The sequence below is a fragment of the Octadecabacter antarcticus 307 genome, assembly GCF_000155675.2.
Classification (GTDB): domain Bacteria; phylum Pseudomonadota; class Alphaproteobacteria; order Rhodobacterales; family Rhodobacteraceae; genus Octadecabacter; species Octadecabacter antarcticus.
Genome location: NC_020911.1, coordinates 4,424,226 through 4,439,018, shown reverse-complemented (window position 1 = coordinate 4,439,018; position 14,793 = coordinate 4,424,226). Strand labels below are relative to the sequence as shown.

The 14,793-nt window shown below is 55.8% G+C and carries 16 protein-coding genes; 7 read left to right on the top strand and 9 right to left on the bottom strand.

Annotation, left to right across the window (positions count from 1 at the left end; translation table 11 throughout):
* The 5 genes from OAN307_RS22705 to OAN307_RS22685 all read right to left on the bottom strand — a co-directional run bounded on the left by OAN307_RS22705 (position 1) and on the right by OAN307_RS22685 (position 3,633).
* Positions 1-810 (bottom strand): methyltransferase family protein, encoded by an 810-nt coding sequence (locus tag OAN307_RS22705; protein ID WP_015501760.1) that lies wholly within the window; start codon positions 808-810, stop codon positions 1-3.
* A gap of 2 nt (positions 811-812) precedes the next feature.
* Positions 813-1,757, bottom strand: coding sequence for an NAD(P)/FAD-dependent oxidoreductase (locus OAN307_RS22700; protein WP_015501759.1), 945 nt, complete (start codon positions 1,755-1,757; stop codon positions 813-815).
* Entirely contained in the window at positions 1,754-2,971 is a 1,218-nt protein-coding gene (locus OAN307_RS22695) for an FAD-binding domain-containing protein (RefSeq protein ID WP_015501758.1), read from the bottom strand. Before OAN307_RS22695 ends, OAN307_RS22700 begins: the two co-directional genes overlap by 4 nt.
* Before the next feature lie 5 nt (positions 2,972-2,976).
* Positions 2,977-3,147: a hypothetical protein gene (locus OAN307_RS29250; protein WP_187292589.1), complete on the bottom strand. Its 171-nt coding sequence runs from the start codon at positions 3,145-3,147 to the stop codon at positions 2,977-2,979.
* Between the two features lie 99 nt (positions 3,148-3,246).
* On the bottom strand, positions 3,247-3,633 hold the full coding sequence (locus OAN307_RS22685; protein ID WP_015501757.1) for a thiol-disulfide oxidoreductase DCC family protein: 387 nt from the start codon (positions 3,631-3,633) through the stop codon (positions 3,247-3,249).
* 276 nt (positions 3,634-3,909) lie between these two features.
* Here OAN307_RS22685 and OAN307_RS22680 point away from each other — a divergent pair, with 276 nt between their 5' ends.
* The 3 genes from OAN307_RS22680 (at position 3,910) to OAN307_RS22670 (ending at position 4,965) form a co-directional block, all read left to right on the top strand.
* Positions 3,910-4,092 (top strand): DUF6900 domain-containing protein, encoded by a 183-nt coding sequence (locus OAN307_RS22680; protein WP_044045102.1) that lies wholly within the window; start codon positions 3,910-3,912, stop codon positions 4,090-4,092.
* 14 nt (positions 4,093-4,106) lie between these two features.
* The gene (locus OAN307_RS22675) at positions 4,107-4,337 is read left to right on the top strand and encodes a hypothetical protein (protein ID WP_044044283.1); all 231 of its coding nucleotides are present in this window, start codon (positions 4,107-4,109) and stop codon (positions 4,335-4,337) included.
* A 91-nt stretch (positions 4,338-4,428) separates the two neighbouring features.
* On the top strand, positions 4,429-4,965 hold the full coding sequence (locus OAN307_RS22670; RefSeq protein ID WP_015501755.1) for a DUF3489 domain-containing protein: 537 nt from the start codon (positions 4,429-4,431) through the stop codon (positions 4,963-4,965).
* Between the two features lie 58 nt (positions 4,966-5,023).
* Here the strand turns inward: OAN307_RS22670 and OAN307_RS27340 are convergent, their stop codons facing one another.
* The 3 genes from OAN307_RS27340 to OAN307_RS27330 form a co-directional block, all read right to left on the bottom strand.
* Positions 5,024-5,254 carry a hypothetical protein gene (locus OAN307_RS27340; protein ID WP_083903192.1) on the bottom strand — a complete coding sequence of 77 codons (231 nt, stop codon included), beginning with the start codon at positions 5,252-5,254 and terminating at the stop codon, positions 5,024-5,026.
* Positions 5,220-5,492, bottom strand: coding sequence for a DNA methyltransferase (locus OAN307_RS30530; protein ID WP_245541067.1), 273 nt, complete (start codon positions 5,490-5,492; stop codon positions 5,220-5,222). The genes OAN307_RS27340 and OAN307_RS30530 overlap by 35 nt, the downstream gene beginning before the upstream one ends.
* A gap of 601 nt (positions 5,493-6,093) precedes the next feature.
* The gene (locus OAN307_RS27330) at positions 6,094-6,435 is read right to left on the bottom strand and encodes a transposase (RefSeq protein WP_408634950.1); all 342 of its coding nucleotides are present in this window, start codon (positions 6,433-6,435) and stop codon (positions 6,094-6,096) included.
* A gap of 417 nt (positions 6,436-6,852) precedes the next feature.
* Between OAN307_RS27330 and rpsU the strand changes: the two genes are divergently transcribed.
* The 4 genes from rpsU to OAN307_RS22635 all read left to right on the top strand — a co-directional run bounded on the left by rpsU (position 6,853) and on the right by OAN307_RS22635 (position 12,475).
* Positions 6,853-7,053 carry a 30S ribosomal protein S21 gene (gene rpsU, locus OAN307_RS22655; RefSeq protein WP_015501754.1) on the top strand — a complete coding sequence of 67 codons (201 nt, stop codon included), beginning with the start codon at positions 6,853-6,855 and terminating at the stop codon, positions 7,051-7,053.
* Positions 7,054-8,179: 1,126 nt separating this feature from the next.
* Positions 8,180-8,395: a hypothetical protein gene (locus OAN307_RS22645; protein WP_051068083.1), complete on the top strand. Its 216-nt coding sequence runs from the start codon at positions 8,180-8,182 to the stop codon at positions 8,393-8,395.
* Entirely contained in the window at positions 8,388-10,787 is a 2,400-nt protein-coding gene (locus OAN307_RS22640) for an AAA family ATPase (RefSeq protein ID WP_015501752.1), read from the top strand. Before OAN307_RS22645 ends, OAN307_RS22640 begins: the two co-directional genes overlap by 8 nt.
* Positions 10,788-11,029: 242 nt before the next feature.
* Complete coding sequence (locus tag OAN307_RS22635) at positions 11,030-12,475, top strand: IS1182 family transposase (RefSeq protein WP_015501751.1); 1,446 nt, start codon at positions 11,030-11,032, stop codon at positions 12,473-12,475.
* Between the two features lie 464 nt (positions 12,476-12,939).
* Here OAN307_RS22635 and OAN307_RS22630 read toward each other — a convergent pair whose 3' ends face one another.
* On the bottom strand, positions 12,940-14,643 hold the full coding sequence (locus tag OAN307_RS22630) for a recombinase family protein (protein WP_015501750.1): 1,704 nt from the start codon (positions 14,641-14,643) through the stop codon (positions 12,940-12,942).
* Positions 14,644-14,793: the final 150 nt, after the last annotated feature.

The following is a 14,793-nucleotide window of genomic DNA, read 5'->3' as shown; positions in this document are numbered from 1 at the left end:
TTATTGGTCCTTCGGCTTGGTCAGTCGGGGCAGAATGTAGGGCACGGCTGCGCGGTAGCCATCAAAGCGGGTGCCGTAGCGGGCGGCAAAACGGCGTTCCTTTAGTCGCGGGGCCAACAGGCAATAGGCGGTCAGGCTGACGGCCAGAGCCAACTGATCCGGCGTCCAGATCGGTGGGGTCCAGAGCGTCAGCGCAAACGCCACATAGATCGGCTGGCGGATCAGGCGAAACAGGCCGCTGGTCGGCATGTCGGGGAACACCGGACGGATACGCGCCAAAAGTGACATCCAGCCCAGCGCGCCTGATTGCACCTCGGCCCCTGCGTCAAAGCTGGCTTTCAGCAGGATCATCCAGCTGGCCGCGTAAGCGGTGGTCATGGCCCAGAAGGTCACCCCCTCGGCCCGCCACCAGACAATGCCCGACGGTGTCCACAGCGCAAACAGCGCCAGCAGTTGGACCGAAGCGATGATGGCATATGTGGTGGTGGCCAGCGTCTGCCCATACGGGCCGGGGATCAGCCGCGCCAAAAGCCGCCCGCCGCGCCCAGTCAGCTGCACCGAATGAACCAGCGGAAACTGCGCGATCAGGGCTGCATTGGCCAGCGCCGCCATCGGCCAAGGCACGGTGCCGAGGCTTTCGCTCAGGCCAAAGAACATCGCCACGATCATCGCCAACACGGCGGCGGCAAACAGCGCATGGCACAGCACACCAAAGGTCAGCGCCAGTGCGATCCGCCCCGCCCCAGCGGGCGGCCGCAGGGCGGCGCGGATCAGCGTGATCAGCCGGGCGATGCGCGGATCGGTCCACATGGTCATCTCACCCGCTTATTTTGGGCCAGCAGATCGGCGCCAATGGCGGTGCCGCTGTCCCATGCCGCTTCGACTCGCGCGCCAAGGCACCAGTCGCCGCCCAGATAGAGGCTGGCGTCGTCACTACATAAAAACGGCTGGCCAAGCGGTTGTACGACCCGCGCATAGCGCCAGCGGTGGGTGCTGGCATGGGTTACGGTATCATGTGACGCGCCCAAGCTGTCGCACAGTAGGGGCAGCATGCGGGCGGTCAGGGTGGCTGGATCATCTTCCAGATGTGCCGTGCTAAACGCCAGCCCCGCCTGCGCCACCCACAGCGTGCCGTGCCCTTGGGGGCGGCCCGGTTTGGCGCTGTCTTGCGCGATCCATGACAGCGGGTCGTCGGCATCTTTGCGGGTGCGAAAAGGGGCAGGGCCCGGAACCGCCGCCATCAGGGTCAGGCAGGGGGCCATCTGCACCGCGCCAAGGCGTGCGACCAGCGGGTGATCCGCCCCCACAAGCGCCGCGACCTGCGGCGCGGGCACCGTGACCACGACCGATGCCGCCCGCAAAGTGCCGTCAGCCAGATGCAGCAGCCAGCCCCCTGCATCCGGTGTCAGACGCAGAACTTGGGTATTTTGCCGAATATCCAACCCGGACCCGAGCGCCTTGGGAAGGGCCGACATGCCCGGCACTCCGACCATATGCGTGCGGCCTGTTCCATCCGCCCATCCGGCCAGCGCGCCCGCCGTTTCCTGCGCTTCGAGCACGCTCGCAAACCCCGCGCCGTGCGCATTAACGTATTGCGCGCCATGGTCGAACTGCAAATCCCCCGCCCGTCGGGTGGCCACGCGCCCGCCAATGCCACGCCCTTTGTCCAGCACGATGGGTGCCATGCCCGCGTCAGCCAACCTGCGCGCACAGGCCAGCCCGGCCATGCCCGCGCCAATGATGATAACCGGCGTCATGCGGGCAGCACCTGTTCGAGGATGCGGGGGATGTTCTTCCTGACCTTGAAGAACCCCGCAGTGGCATGGGGCCAGATGGCAGCATCCCAATCACGCCGCCATTCGCACAGGGTGATGCCTGCGCGCGCAAGCGATGGGGCCGCCTGTTCCAGCCAATCATGTAGCGGGCCTTGGGTAATATAAGGCGTGGCAATCTGTGTGGCACCCGCGCCGCTGGCCCATTTGGCAAGGGCTTCGGGGTCGCCCGCGTGCAAGTGCAAAGGCTCCGCACTGATGCGTCGGGCGGCATCCGCGAGAGCGCCTGCTTCAAACTCAGTGACCAAGCCTGAGACGGGCAGGGGGGACCGCAGATGGCTGGCACTCAGCGTGGCAACGCTGCGGATATCAAAGCGCGCGAGGTTGAAATCCTCAAGGCGGCAATCCTCATCGGTGATCAGTAGGGCTGTAGGCAGGCCAGTGCCCGGGGCTGTCACATCCCGCAAGGGCTGCACCGAAGGCAGGCCATCGGGTTCTGTCGCCTCCAGCCCTTGGGTCACTTCTGCCAGATCAGACCGGCGCGGGGTGAACCGCCCGGCCGTAAATGTCGCAATGTTCTGCGCATCCGCCGGATAGGGTTTGCCCCGCGTGTGCAGGCCCGCCGCCCAACGCCAGCCCAGCGTGTTGGACGCCGCATCGCCGTCCAGCAGATGCCGGTAAAAGAAATCCGCGCCCAACCGCCATGGCAGGCCAAGCGTGAATATCCAGATCGACGCAAACCACATCCGCGCGTGGTTGTGCAAATAACCGGTATCGACCAGTTCCATCGCCCGTGCATCAAAGCATTCAATCCCCGTTTGACCATTCATCGCCCGGTCTACATCCCGGCGCAGGCGGCGGTCGCGGTCAAGGGCTGACAGATCAGCCTCCAGCTCCGTGACATAGCTGGCCCAGACCTGCGGGCGGCGTTCCAGCCAGCCTTTGAAATAGCCGCGCCAGATGACCTCCTGCACGAATTTCTCGGCATCGACGGGGCCATGCGCCGCCAGCGCAGCCGCCACGGCATCCTGTTCCAGTACCAGCCTGCGCCGGATATAGGGCGACAGGACCGACACCGCCTTATGCCCGCCTGCGCCGTGGTCGGTGTTGCGGCCATTGGCATAGCGGCGGCCCATGCGGGGGATGAAGGCTTTCAGGATTGCATCGCCGGCGGCGCGGTTGGGGGTCCAGTCTGTCATCAGGTTCATTCCAAGGGTTGATCGTGGCAATAGGGTTTGTTCATCGGGCGCAGTGCGACACGTGCGCGACGTTTGTTGGCCAGCAGATAGATGCCCCCGAATTTGCGATGCAGGAACAACGGGGTGGCATGGGGCACACCGCTGACACTGCCCCCGGCCACGCTGCCCCCGGCCACGCTGCCCCCGGCCACGCTGCCCAAGGACCACAGACGGGATCCGCGCCCGGTCGGCACCGCACTTCTATTGCTGTCATTGAACAAATGCCTGCTCCCGTATCAGGTGGAGACGCGCTGCTTGGGCAACCTGCGCAGGTGCCAGCGGTAAATCAACGGGGCCAGGGCATAGTCGTAAGCCGCACCCGCCATCTGCCTGATCCCCGGCAAGCCAACGATCCGGCCCAGCAGACGGTAGCGTGGCATCTGCGCCCAGAGCACTAGAAACGCCGGAATGCCCGACGTCAGCACCCCGTCATGCAGCACATAGAGCCTGCGCGCCGCTGTATCGGCATCCAAACCCCATTGGTTGCGCGCGTCCGTGTTCAGATCATCAAACCTGATCGGCAGACCTGCCTTGCCCGCATAGTGCGCGTAATGCCCGATTTCAAAGTTACAGACCGGGCAATTGGCGTTGTAGAGAACAGATGTTTTGGTGCTATTTTCCATACTACTCAGTTAGATTTATCGCCCGTGAAGTCAAACCGATGGCCCCGACGCTGTGCCTTCCCATGCGGCCGGGCTAACCTGTCTGGCTCGCAGCGTGAATAGCCTCGCGCGGCGTTGCGGCCCCGTTCGCCAGATTCATGTGTACTGAAGAAATGCGTAGCTACGCAGACCTCTACTAAGATAATGTTTTTAATTGCTATTCAGTTGATTACACTCGCCACTAGAGCGAATCTGGGTGCAGCAAAACGATGCAACTCACCCAAGGATGACCAAGCCATGACCACAAAGACCAAAGCCCCCAGCGAAGCCCTGCTGCTGGAGATTGCCGCCAAGCATTTTCATCTTGAGACGCTGGAGACCCGGAACAGCGACAGCCTCGACTTTCACGATGTGTCGGTCTGGTCGATCCGCGCCGCACTGGAAGCGGCCTTTGCGGCTGGCCAAGCCACAGCCCGCTGAACAGGAGAGCAGCCATGACCACCCGCCGCGCTACGACCTCGAATGACAAAGCCCTGAATGCCTTCATCTCTGCCAAAGCCGAGATCGATACGATGTTGGAGCGCCTGATCGCCCTCAGCGGTGACCATTTTGAAACCAACCCGGAGGAGATCAACTGGGGCGACGTTGGTACCCTCAACCACTACGCCAGTCGGCTGCGCCAGGTTACCGACAGCGCCTTCAAAGAGGGCGAATACGCCGAGTGATGGTGCATCGCCCCGGACCAGCCCCGCGATGGCGGGGCTTGGCCTCATAGAAGCGTGCCGCATCCCGCACGCCGTGAACGCAGAGGCCACAATGACCAAACTCACTGAAACCCAGACCATCATTCTCAGCGCCGCAGCCCAGCGCGCGAGCAATCTGGCGATGCCGTTGCCCAAGGGGCTGCACGGCGCTGCCGCGAAAAAGGTCATCAGCATGATGATTGGACGCGGCTGGCTCGAGGAGGTCGACGCTAATATGCGCAAGGCTGAGCCGCTATGGCGCGAGACCGGCGATGGGCACGGGACCACGCTGGTCGTCACCGACGCAGGGCTACTGGCGATTGGCGTGGAGCCGGTTGTGGTGCAAACGATAGCTGCGATCCGCACCCACGCGGCCCAACCTCCCGCACCCAAACCGCCAAGCCCGCGCGCCGGGAACAAGCAGGCGCAGATCATCGCGCTTTTGCAGCGCCCCGGGGGAGCAAGCGTCGCCGAGATGGTCGAGGCGACATCGTGGCAGGCTCACACGGTCCGGGGGGCAATCTCGGGCGCGCTGAAGAAGAGGCTTGGCCTGCCGATTGTCGCTGAGAAGGTTGAGGGTACGGGGATGGTCTACAAGTTGCCCGCCTGAGCCGTCCTCGACTGTTGAACTAGGCTGCCGCCTGCGACCGGCCTGCGATCATTCATTGTCACGACAGAAGATCGCGGGCCGCCGCCTTTAGGATGTCCTGCGTCAAAAGCGGTTCACATCTGTAGATCCCGCCCGGTTCCGGCCCTTCCCGTTCTACAGACGACCAAAGAAACAGGATCGAGCCGACGTTCACCTTCATTTCGATGAAGATGGTGGGATTTATACTGGTATCATCTTGGATGGTTGGCCGGGCTTCACATTCCTTCGCATCTGGGGCGATGCGCGCCATCTTCCTTTCTGATGAAAGCTACTCCCCTGCAGTTAGACGGCTCGGTGTCCGGCTGCCGTCTTCCACCGCAGCGCTGCCCAGTGCGTTCGGCGGCGACCAGCTGGGTACCAGAGCTATTGAAAGGTTCATAAATCAGGTTGCTGGGGTCGCTGAACACTGCCAGCACCGCCTCGACCAGCGCCACAGGGAAGACCGCTGGGTGCAACCCCGCAGCACCCAAACCGCCCTTTTGCCGCATGATGCGGAATGGGTAATCCGAAATGCGGCGGCTCTGGATCGCGTTGCCAATGCCGGTCTTTGCATGGACGGTGCCGTCGGCCCGGCATCGACCACTGCCGCAAATGGTTTTGCCCGCATACTTGGACGAAACCCCCTTATGCGGTTTGCGGAGAGCGCAGTTGCAAGGGAAAACGAACTCATGCGGTGGGGCCAAGCGGCTGTTCCAGACGCCGGACAGCTTTGCCAAATGGTAAACTGATTTGGATTCAGAGGCTTCTCAGCAGGTGGCTTCCGGTGCCTGGCTTCCGGCTGGGTGGCTTCCGCAAACTGGATTCCCTGGATTCCGAAAAGAATCCAGCGCGCCAAGATCGTATTTCCACAAGTCTTTGATAATGAGTCTCTTTTTCCAAAATTTTTCACCGGGTGGATTCCGCCTGGATTCCCCGGTGAAAGTGCCTGTTGCTAGCAAAATGCCGCGCTTAGCCCCCCCGCATACGTTTGGGGGCCGGGAGGAACCATGCCAAGGGGGGGTGGGCTGGCTTCACTTCCGGCCTATTCTGTTGAAAAACTCGACAGTTTTCGAGCAGGTACCTTTCTGACAATCTTGCCAAGTGACGTTGTCACGCTGCTTTTTCGATACGGTTCTGGTTTGGAGCCAGTTTCGCGAGCTTTTTTAGGTTTTGGGCGGTTGCGGCTAGGATGAATTCGTCATGTGCGCCGCTTGGACCGCGCAATCGGAGCCTGCCAAAGCCATGAATGCGTTTGAGATGCGCAAAGGACATTTCGACCTTTTTGCGCAACTTGCATGAGATGCTGTATTGCTTTGTCTGGGCCAATTGGCGGGCAACATCGCGTGAGCTTTCATAGATTGATCTAGTAACTTTTCGCTTAGGCTCTTTTGGGCAGCATCTATCTTTCAATGCGCATTGATCGCAATCGGACTTGCGGGCGCGGTACCGTATCGTTTCGTCTTTGTTTGGTCTCGATCTTGGTGTTTTGAACGCGCGGCGATACTGCTTGAGCTCTTTGCCGTCCGAGCGAATATATGGGTCATTTTCGGTGTCATAAGTGAAATCGGCTCACTCAAGGATTCCATCCTTGCGGCCTGACTTATCTATGACAGGGATATGTGGCGCGAGCTGGCCAAAATGACCGTTTGCGGATACCTGTTTCGCGATGGAAGCTGCTTTTCAACGCCCCCACAACCGATATAGACTGAGCATAAATGTTACAGAACATACTATCGAGCGATTGAAAACAGCGAGGTCTGCGGAACACCGTTGTTACAAGGCGCAGTTTCATAAACCAAAATTACCTTGACAAGGCGCGGGTTCTCGCAAACCTGATTCAGGTCAATCCACAAAGGTAGTGAAAACCAAATGCAGGTTAGTGTTCGCGACAACAACGTCGATCAAGCTCTTCGGGTTTTGAAGAAAAAGCTACAAAGCGAAGGCGTATTCCAAGAAATGAAACTAAAGCAACACTTCGAAAAGCCGTCTGAGAAAAAGGCACGGGAAAAAGGTGAAGCAATCCGCCGTGCCCGCAAACTGGCGCGAAAAAAACTGGAACGCGAAGGGTAAATACTCGTCCTTCTGATCTGTTTTGTTGAAAAACAGATCAGAAGCAGGCCCGATGAGTTTTTCATTATGGATTGATCCGGACCGTACTGGCGGAAAGACCGGTAATTCATGCGAACCGCAGCGAGAGCGAAACGCTGAAGGATCAAGTTACTGGCCGAAGCGACCCTACAGATCAAGTTTAGCTAGTTCTGCTTTGACCACTTCGGAATTGTTGACGGATGCTTAGCGCGGGCCGGAAAGGGTGCCGCTTTCTGCGACGTCCAGTTCACACTAGGCAAGGTCGGCCCTGAGCGGATCCTCGTACCGGGTGCGGTGAAGGTGTGGATGCAGCCCTTTCTTAACGATCGTCTCGTCGAGGAACAGCATGCCGTTACCATTCAGGAAGGCGTATTCTGTTGAAAAACTCGAGGAATCGGATCTTGAGGATTTCCACCAAAAGCAGGTGCTTGCTAATACTTAGTGAAAACTGTCCAGAGAGGCTACAAAGAGACGCAACAGCACTTTGAGTTTTTTTGATTTCGGCCAAAATTCAAGTTTTTCAACAGAAAAGGCGGAAAGCAGAAGTTCGCTGCAGACAAGTTCCAAGGACAGCTTTTAGTACCACTTCAATTGGCGGTCTTGATCGACACTTCAAATTTCCAGTTGTGAGAGGGCTTAGCAAAAAAATGTCCAATCGACGGACGCGGATATCTTTTTCGATAAGTCCGATAACCGGTGCCCAGCTTGTCCATTGCAGATTGGATGAGAGCCATGATGCTCCAAGAAATCAGTTAGGAAAAAACTTTCAAGATCATAAACATTATCGTTTCCATAGGTCTTTAAGACCTCGGCGGAATAGTATGTGAATTTGACTTTGTAGTTCGCGGCATAGTTGCTGATTCCAGTATTGCCCGACTGCCCTGTTAGATGTCCTCTCAACCGCATCGATAGGCTATTATGCTTTGATTCGCTCATACCAATATAAATTAGCTTAGAGGATTGAAAAGGATAAGAGATTTCCAAATCTACAAGATAGATAAAATAGATTCCTGCAACGCCTTGAACAAACTTGATTTCTTGCTCGCGCAGGTTGTAGGCTTTTGTAAACAGTATTCGCATCAAGGTACATTATTGGGAATTAACATTTATGGCCAACGAAAAAATCAAGACCGCTACCGAAGTTGTCACCGATTTCCTTGATGACCAAGTGAAAGACCAAGACCTTGAGTTGGGCACGGTACAAGCTGTCGGCAGTCTGCGTGATGAGGGCAAGCTAACCAAGATCAATTTGCTTCGGCAACTCGAAGCTCTGCGCAAAGCAGCGATCAGCGCTCGGGTAGTTGAGGGCGGTGCAGATGACTAAGCTGCGTTCCCTCACGGCCACTGGTTTTCGTGGTGCCCGGTTCAAGTCACCGCTCGACTTCACCAAAAAACATCGCAGCGTAGCAATCTACGGTGAAAACGCTGCGGGCAAGAGCACGATCACCGATGCGCTGGAATGGTTCATCCGTGACCGGATCGAGCATCTGTGGAAGGAAGATTGCAAGCTAGACGCGCTGCGCCATGTCAAATGCGAAGATGACGACGCTAGCATTGTCGAAGTTGCCTTTGACGGTGTGGATCAAAACGGTTCAAAGAGTCTTTCCGCAGCTTTGAAGGCAAGTACGACCTATGGCCATCCAGATGTGGCCAATCTTCTGGAAGACCTCAAAGGCGATCGGATTATCTTGCGGCATGCGGATATCGTTAGATTTCTGGATGAAACCAAGGGACGAAAGCGCGAAGCGATTGCGCGTATCATCGGCTTTGAAGAAATAATTCAGTTTCGCTCGGTCATTCAGCAGTCGCGCAATGCACTTCAAAACGACGGTGACTACACAGGAGCGAAGCAGCAATCGGAAAGCTTGCAATCCGCAATGATCGAGTCAGTGGGTCAGGTTGTTCCGGATCGCGCTGTCTTTTTGGAGATCGCCAAGGGACTTATAGATCCGTTTGAAATTACCACGGAAATCGTGGACGAGGCGAGCTACACAAAAGCGGTCGATGAACTGCGAGGCCTTGGGAATAGTGCCGACAAGATCAAGGCTGCGCAACGATTGAATTTGCTGGAACAACTTTGCAAAACCCTTCAAGCCGATCTCGGCAACGTAACTGAGAAGTTGGAAGATTTTTCTGATGACTACAATGCTTTGGCAAAAGAACGCGAGAACGTCAACAAGCTTCGTCTGAGCGAATTTCTCGTTAAGGGTAAAACGGTTATCGATGAAGAGACGTTCACCGAGGATGAGTGTCCCTTTTGCCTAAGTCATTACCAGATCGAAAACCTTCAAGGCGAAGTCGCTCAGCGGATCGCGGCACTCGGGGAGCTACAGGCTAGGCTTGATGCGTGCGGCCAGGCGAAAGACGAACTTCTGTTGGCCATCGCGGATGCAGGAACGAAGACCAATTCAGTTGTAACAGAATATGCTGATATGGTGGAATTCGATGCATTGGTGAAAAGTGCCAAGACGGGCTATCAGTCACTCCGCAACGGCTACAAAGCAGTCAAGACCGCCTATGAAACCTTGGCAGTGTTAGTCTCACCCGATGGTTTTGAAGAAGCCGTCTCTGATTTGAATGAAAAGTGCGTAGCGTCGGCTACAGCAGCGAAGGCCGCTGCCAAGAAACTCGAACTGACTGAATTCGAGAAGCAGATCGCGGAAGTCCTGACGACTCTGCAAACGCTTAGCAGTAACGTTAAATTATACGAGGCCAGCCACCGTACTATCACAGCTTTTGAAGCGCAGATCCTGACGCTCTCAACTATTTTTGATGAGTTCGTGAAAGTGCAGAACAAGGCGCTTCAAGCTGTTCTGGATATGATCAGCGCGGATGTCGGAAAATTTTATCAGAAACTGCACCCCAATGAGAGTGTTGATAACGTCCGTCTGGCAATGGTGGGCGAAGAAGGGGTTGAGTTTGAATACTCGTTTCACGGTGATGCGACGCAGCCGCCGCGCAAATATCTGAGCGAAAGCCACCTTAATAGTTTGGGTGTCGTGCTCTTCTTGGCGAACGCACGAATATTCAACAAGCAAGTGCGGTTTCTCGTTCTGGACGATATCGTTACTAGCTTCGATATTAATCACCGCAGACGGTTACTGCGCCTGCTGAAAGAAGAATTTTCGGATTGGCAGGTAATCATCCTGACTCATGAGAGTGTCTGGTTCGATCTGATCAAGCGCGAAATGGGTCCGGCGGGTTGGCTGTTTCACGAGGTAAGTTCAGACAATGACAACGGCATTCTCTTGGAGAATAGCCCTTCCATTCTGCGGGGGTTGATCGAGCAAAAAAAGGGTAAAGAAGATGTTACAAACGATTTGCGCAAGCTACTTGAAGCCATCCTGAAGGATGTCTGTAATGCTCTGGAAGTCAAAGTTGCGTTTCGGTTCAATGAATTAAACGAAAAACGTATGCCAGAAGAGTTGCTGTCACAACTTCGCTCAACGCTAAAGGTTAAGTCGCCTGATATGGTAAACCACTCAGTGTTTTCGGACCTCGCGGGTTCTACGCTAATCGCAAACCTCGACTCCCATGACAATAAAGAGAAAATTGTTGGTGGTGACATCGATGTGCTTCTTGAAGACATCGACAAGTTGGTCAGCCTTTTTGTGTGTTCCGACTGCCAACAACTGGTTCGTACCAAGCACCCTGTGGCGGGAGCCAAAGCAATCTCATGTAAATGTGGCTGTTTTGCCTTAAACTGGAAGCCGTAGGCGGCAGCTACTCGGTGCCCTTTAGATTGATCGCTTGAAGCTTCCCAAAATCAATGCCCACTATTAGGGAGCGGCACCGTAGTGATCCTCTTCCATGAAGGGCCGCCTTGGGCCGGTCGCGCCTTAAAAGACGATTTCGGTTCGCAGCATTGCACTGGCAGCTCCCTGCGGAGGCTGTGTGAAAACTCTCCCAATTTTTCCGATTTATGCTATAATTTCCGTACACCGTATGGAGGTCATTCATGGCGCATTTCATCGAAGGTTTAGACCGTCAGCAGACGATGTTGCTTCCTGAACACCTCGACGATTATGTTGATGAGAATAGCCACGTCCGCGCCATTGATGCTTTTGCCGACATGCTTGATTTGGCGGTTCTTGGCTTCAGCGCGCAACCTGCCGCGACGGGTCGGCCTGGTTATCATCCGGGGCTGATGCTGCGGATTTATCTCTACGGATACCTCAATCAAGTGCAGTCGTCGCGACGTTTGGAACGTGAGTGCGGGCGCAATCTGGAGCTCATTTGGCTGACGGGTCGGTTGAGGCCAGACTTCAAGACGATTGCGGATTTTCGGAAAGATAACGGGCCCGCGATCCGCAAAGTATGCCAGCAGTTCGTCGCCCTTTGTCGCAACATGGATCTACTTGATGGGGACGTGGTCGCCATCGATGGCAGCCGCTTCAAGGCCGTGAACTCTAAGGCCAAAAATTACACGCGCGGCAAGTTGCGCCAGAAGTTGGGCGAGGTCGACAAAGCAATTGAGCGTTATTTGGGCGAGTTGGACCGTGCCGATGAGGTCTTCGAGCAGACTGGCACGGTGCTGCCAGAAGCCCGCATGGAACGCACCCTGCGAAAGCTGGAACATCTGCAAAAGGAGGCCTTGCGTTACAGATCGATTGAACAGCGGATGGATGAGACTGGAGAAACGCAGGTCTCATTCAGCGACCCAGACGCCAGATCAATGGCAACAACAGCGCGGATGCCACGTATTGTTGGCTATAATGTTCAAACGGCTGTCGAGGCTGATAACCATCTCATCGTTGCGCACGAAGTCACGATGCTTGGGTTTGACCGGGATGCTTTGTCGATGATGGCGGCGGCAGCGAACGACGTCATGACAACGGATCAGCTCACAGCAATCGCCGACAAGGGCTATTACAAGGGCGAGGAAATTGTCGCTAGCGAAGAGGCTGGTATCTCAGTTGTTGTCCCCAAACCCATGACATCAAACGCGGGTGCGCGCGGTCAGTTTGATAAGGCTGACTTCGCCTACGACAGCGACCATGATGTCTATGTCTGCCCAGCAGGTGAGAAGCTGACCTACAGATTTACTGGCCAACAAGACGGCAAAGCTCTCAGATCATATTGGTCGGGGGCCTGCGCTGAATGCGTTCTCAAAGCAAAATGCACCACTGGCAAAGAACGGCGCGTTCGTCGGTGGGAACATGAGGACGTGCTTGAGCGCGTGCAGGAAAGGTTGGACGCAGACCCGGCCCAACTTGCTGTTCGCAGCATGACCGTCGAGCATCCCTACGGCACCATCAAATCTTGGATGGGGGCCACACACTTCAAGATGAGACGGTTGAAAAACGTGGCCACCGAGATGGCGCTGCATGTGCTGGCCTACAACATGACCCGCGTGATGAAGATCATGGGCATTCCGGCGATGATCGCGGCCATGAAGGCGTAAGAGGCTTCGTTTGCCCTGAAATAGGGGCCTGAAATGCTGGATCTGTCACAAATGGCTACCGTTGACCCCACGAACCCTCGAAACAGTTGAAATAAAAACCCCACGCCAAATGAACACAAACGGCAGAAGCTACAGCCGCACTCAATATCAGCAGAGTTTCCACACAGCCTCTGCGCAAGGCTGCCGCGCGTGCAACGCGTCGCGAACTGCAGAACACAGCCGTGGCCGCCTCCAAGCGTGCACGTATTTGATCATGCGGTGGCGTGGGGCGATTACTTTCCGGATGTCGTCGGCACTGCTCTTGTCAACGTCTGGTCAACACTCGAACGCGGTTTTGAGCACTTCTGGAAGCGTCTAAAACCGGTGAAACAAGTTCGACGAGTGTGAACTCAGTTCGTGATATCAATGGCTTAACGCGTAAAGAATTGAAATCATTCAATTTGGTAAAATCGTTGTGTCACGGCTCATAACCTGAAGGTCGTAGGTTCAAATCCTACTCCCGCAACCATCGTAACCGACACCCCGCCCTTAATACGGCGGGCTTTGTCGTTTCTGGGCTCTGACAACTCGAAGATGGCGGCTAATTCACCAAATAATTCAATGGTATGACCACTGGAAGCGTCTTTGTCTGGGTGCAGCCGAACCTCTGAAACCAACCCGCGTAAAAGCTCAATCGCCTCGGGCCGTGTTGCGTCATCATTCAGGCTGGCCGCAAGCGCGCCGATCTTATCTTCGTAGACTTGCGCAAGGGCTGGGTGGAGGTGAACAGGTTCGTCTGATGACATTGCATCCAGCTTGGCCACGATCGCCACCTTTCGGGCTTCGAGGTTATCCATCTTGGCTTTCATCGAAATATGAAACATGCCTTCGGTGATGGCTTCCACGATTTTGTCGATTTTTTGTGTAACAACCTTCAGCTCGGCTGTTGCAGCGCTTCGCTCAGAAACTGTATTTCTCTGCAGCCTGTTCCACTCAAGGTGATACTCAGTAACGAACGCGGTGAGCATGGTCGGATGTAATAGCTTGCCCTTCAGGCCGTTGAGCACGCGGTCTTCGACCTCTTCGCGCTTGATCAGTTTGCGATTGTCACAGGTGCCCTTGTTGCGATTAGAGGCGCAGCCGTATTTGGTCTTGTTCATCAAGGTATAAGAACCACCACAACAGCCGCACTTCAGCAAACCTGAAAACAGATACTTTGCGCGCCGCGCCGTGCCGAGTACATTGACGTCTGGGCCGCCGTTATCGCCAGCATTGATCATGACGTCCCTGACAGCGCCCTGACGATGTTTGATCCGCGCCCACAGATCATCATCCACCAAGCGAAGCTCAGGGACTTCATTCCTGACCCACTTCTCTGGCGGGTTTGCACGTGCTTGGCGTTTGCCAGTTGTCGGGTCTTTGACGTATCGTTGGCGATTCCAGACGCGGACGCCAAGATAAAGTTCATTGTTGAGAATTCCTGTCCCACGCTTCCTGTTCCCTGAAATCGTTGAGAACGACCAAGTGCCGGTTCCTTTGCCAGATCTTGGGGCCGGGATGCCATCCCTGTTTAACCCGACAGCGATTGCACGTGATGACTGTCCTTGATCATATTCTCGAAAAATCCGATGCACCACACGCACCTCCTCAGGGACAATCATCAAATCACCTGTCGTCCAAGTGCCGTCAGGCAAAAGCTGCCGGTCGACGCGGTAACCGTAGCCACAGCCACCCGCTGATTTGCCGGTATGAACACGTCCTTCTTGGCCACGGCGGGTCTTTGCGCCAAGATCTTTGATGAAAAGCGCATTCATTGTGCCCTTCATTCCAACGAGCATCTCATTCACCAGCCCTTCGGCCTGCGTGAAGAGCTCACAGTCACGGAATGCCAATCGTTTATAAAGACCGGCAATGTGTTCTTGATCCCTCGATAGGCGGTCCATGGATTCTGAAACAACCACGTCAAAGTGACCGTCTTGGCCCTTTTGGCGCAATGCCTCAAAACCGGGGCGGCAATCCGTCTGACCGCTGATGGCCTCGTCGCGGAACTCTTCGACGACCGACCAGCCCTGTGCTTCACAAATGCGACGACACAGGCGCAACTGGTCGTCGATGGAGGCTGCGGACTGCATGTCTGTCGAGTAGCGTGCGTAGATCGCTGCGCGTTTTGGTCGGTTGGTATTGAGCATGGTGGCCCTTACTACTGCAGAGGATCAAACGTGGTCGATGCCTGTCGTTCAAAGGCATCGCGAGCAACTTGGCGCGCCAGAAGTTGTACGAGGGCAGAGATAATAGGGTGGGAGGCTCTCGGCTGTTTGACAAGAGACAACGGCGTAGAA

Coding starts and splice junctions, on each gene's coding strand:
- OAN307_RS22700 (WP_015501759.1), bottom strand. CDS start 1,757: ATGACGCCGGTTATCATCATTGGCGCGGGCATGGCCGGGCTGGCCTGT.
- OAN307_RS22695 (WP_015501758.1), bottom strand. CDS start 2,971: ATGACAGACTGGACCCCCAACCGCGCCGCCGGCGATGCAATCCTGAAA.
- OAN307_RS30530 (WP_245541067.1), bottom strand. CDS start 5,492: ATGCGGCAAAAGGGCGGTTTGGGTGCTGCGGGGTTGCACCCAGCGGTC.
- OAN307_RS22680 (WP_044045102.1), top strand. CDS start 3,910: ATGACCACAAAGACCAAAGCCCCCAGCGAAGCCCTGCTGCTGGAGATT.
- OAN307_RS22645 (WP_051068083.1), top strand. CDS start 8,180: ATGGCCAACGAAAAAATCAAGACCGCTACCGAAGTTGTCACCGATTTC.
- OAN307_RS27340 (WP_083903192.1), bottom strand. CDS start 5,254: ATGGCGCGCATCGCCCCAGATGCGAAGGAATGTGAAGCCCGGCCAACC.
- OAN307_RS22630 (WP_015501750.1), bottom strand. CDS start 14,643: ATGCTCAATACCAACCGACCAAAACGCGCAGCGATCTACGCACGCTAC.
- rpsU (WP_015501754.1), top strand. CDS start 6,853: ATGCAGGTTAGTGTTCGCGACAACAACGTCGATCAAGCTCTTCGGGTT.
- OAN307_RS22640 (WP_015501752.1), top strand. CDS start 8,388: ATGACTAAGCTGCGTTCCCTCACGGCCACTGGTTTTCGTGGTGCCCGG.
- OAN307_RS22705 (WP_015501760.1), bottom strand. CDS start 810: ATGTGGACCGATCCGCGCATCGCCCGGCTGATCACGCTGATCCGCGCC.
- OAN307_RS22670 (WP_015501755.1), top strand. CDS start 4,429: ATGACCAAACTCACTGAAACCCAGACCATCATTCTCAGCGCCGCAGCC.
- OAN307_RS22675 (WP_044044283.1), top strand. CDS start 4,107: ATGACCACCCGCCGCGCTACGACCTCGAATGACAAAGCCCTGAATGCC.
- OAN307_RS22635 (WP_015501751.1), top strand. CDS start 11,030: ATGGCGCATTTCATCGAAGGTTTAGACCGTCAGCAGACGATGTTGCTT.
- OAN307_RS22685 (WP_015501757.1), bottom strand. CDS start 3,633: ATGGAAAATAGCACCAAAACATCTGTTCTCTACAACGCCAATTGCCCG.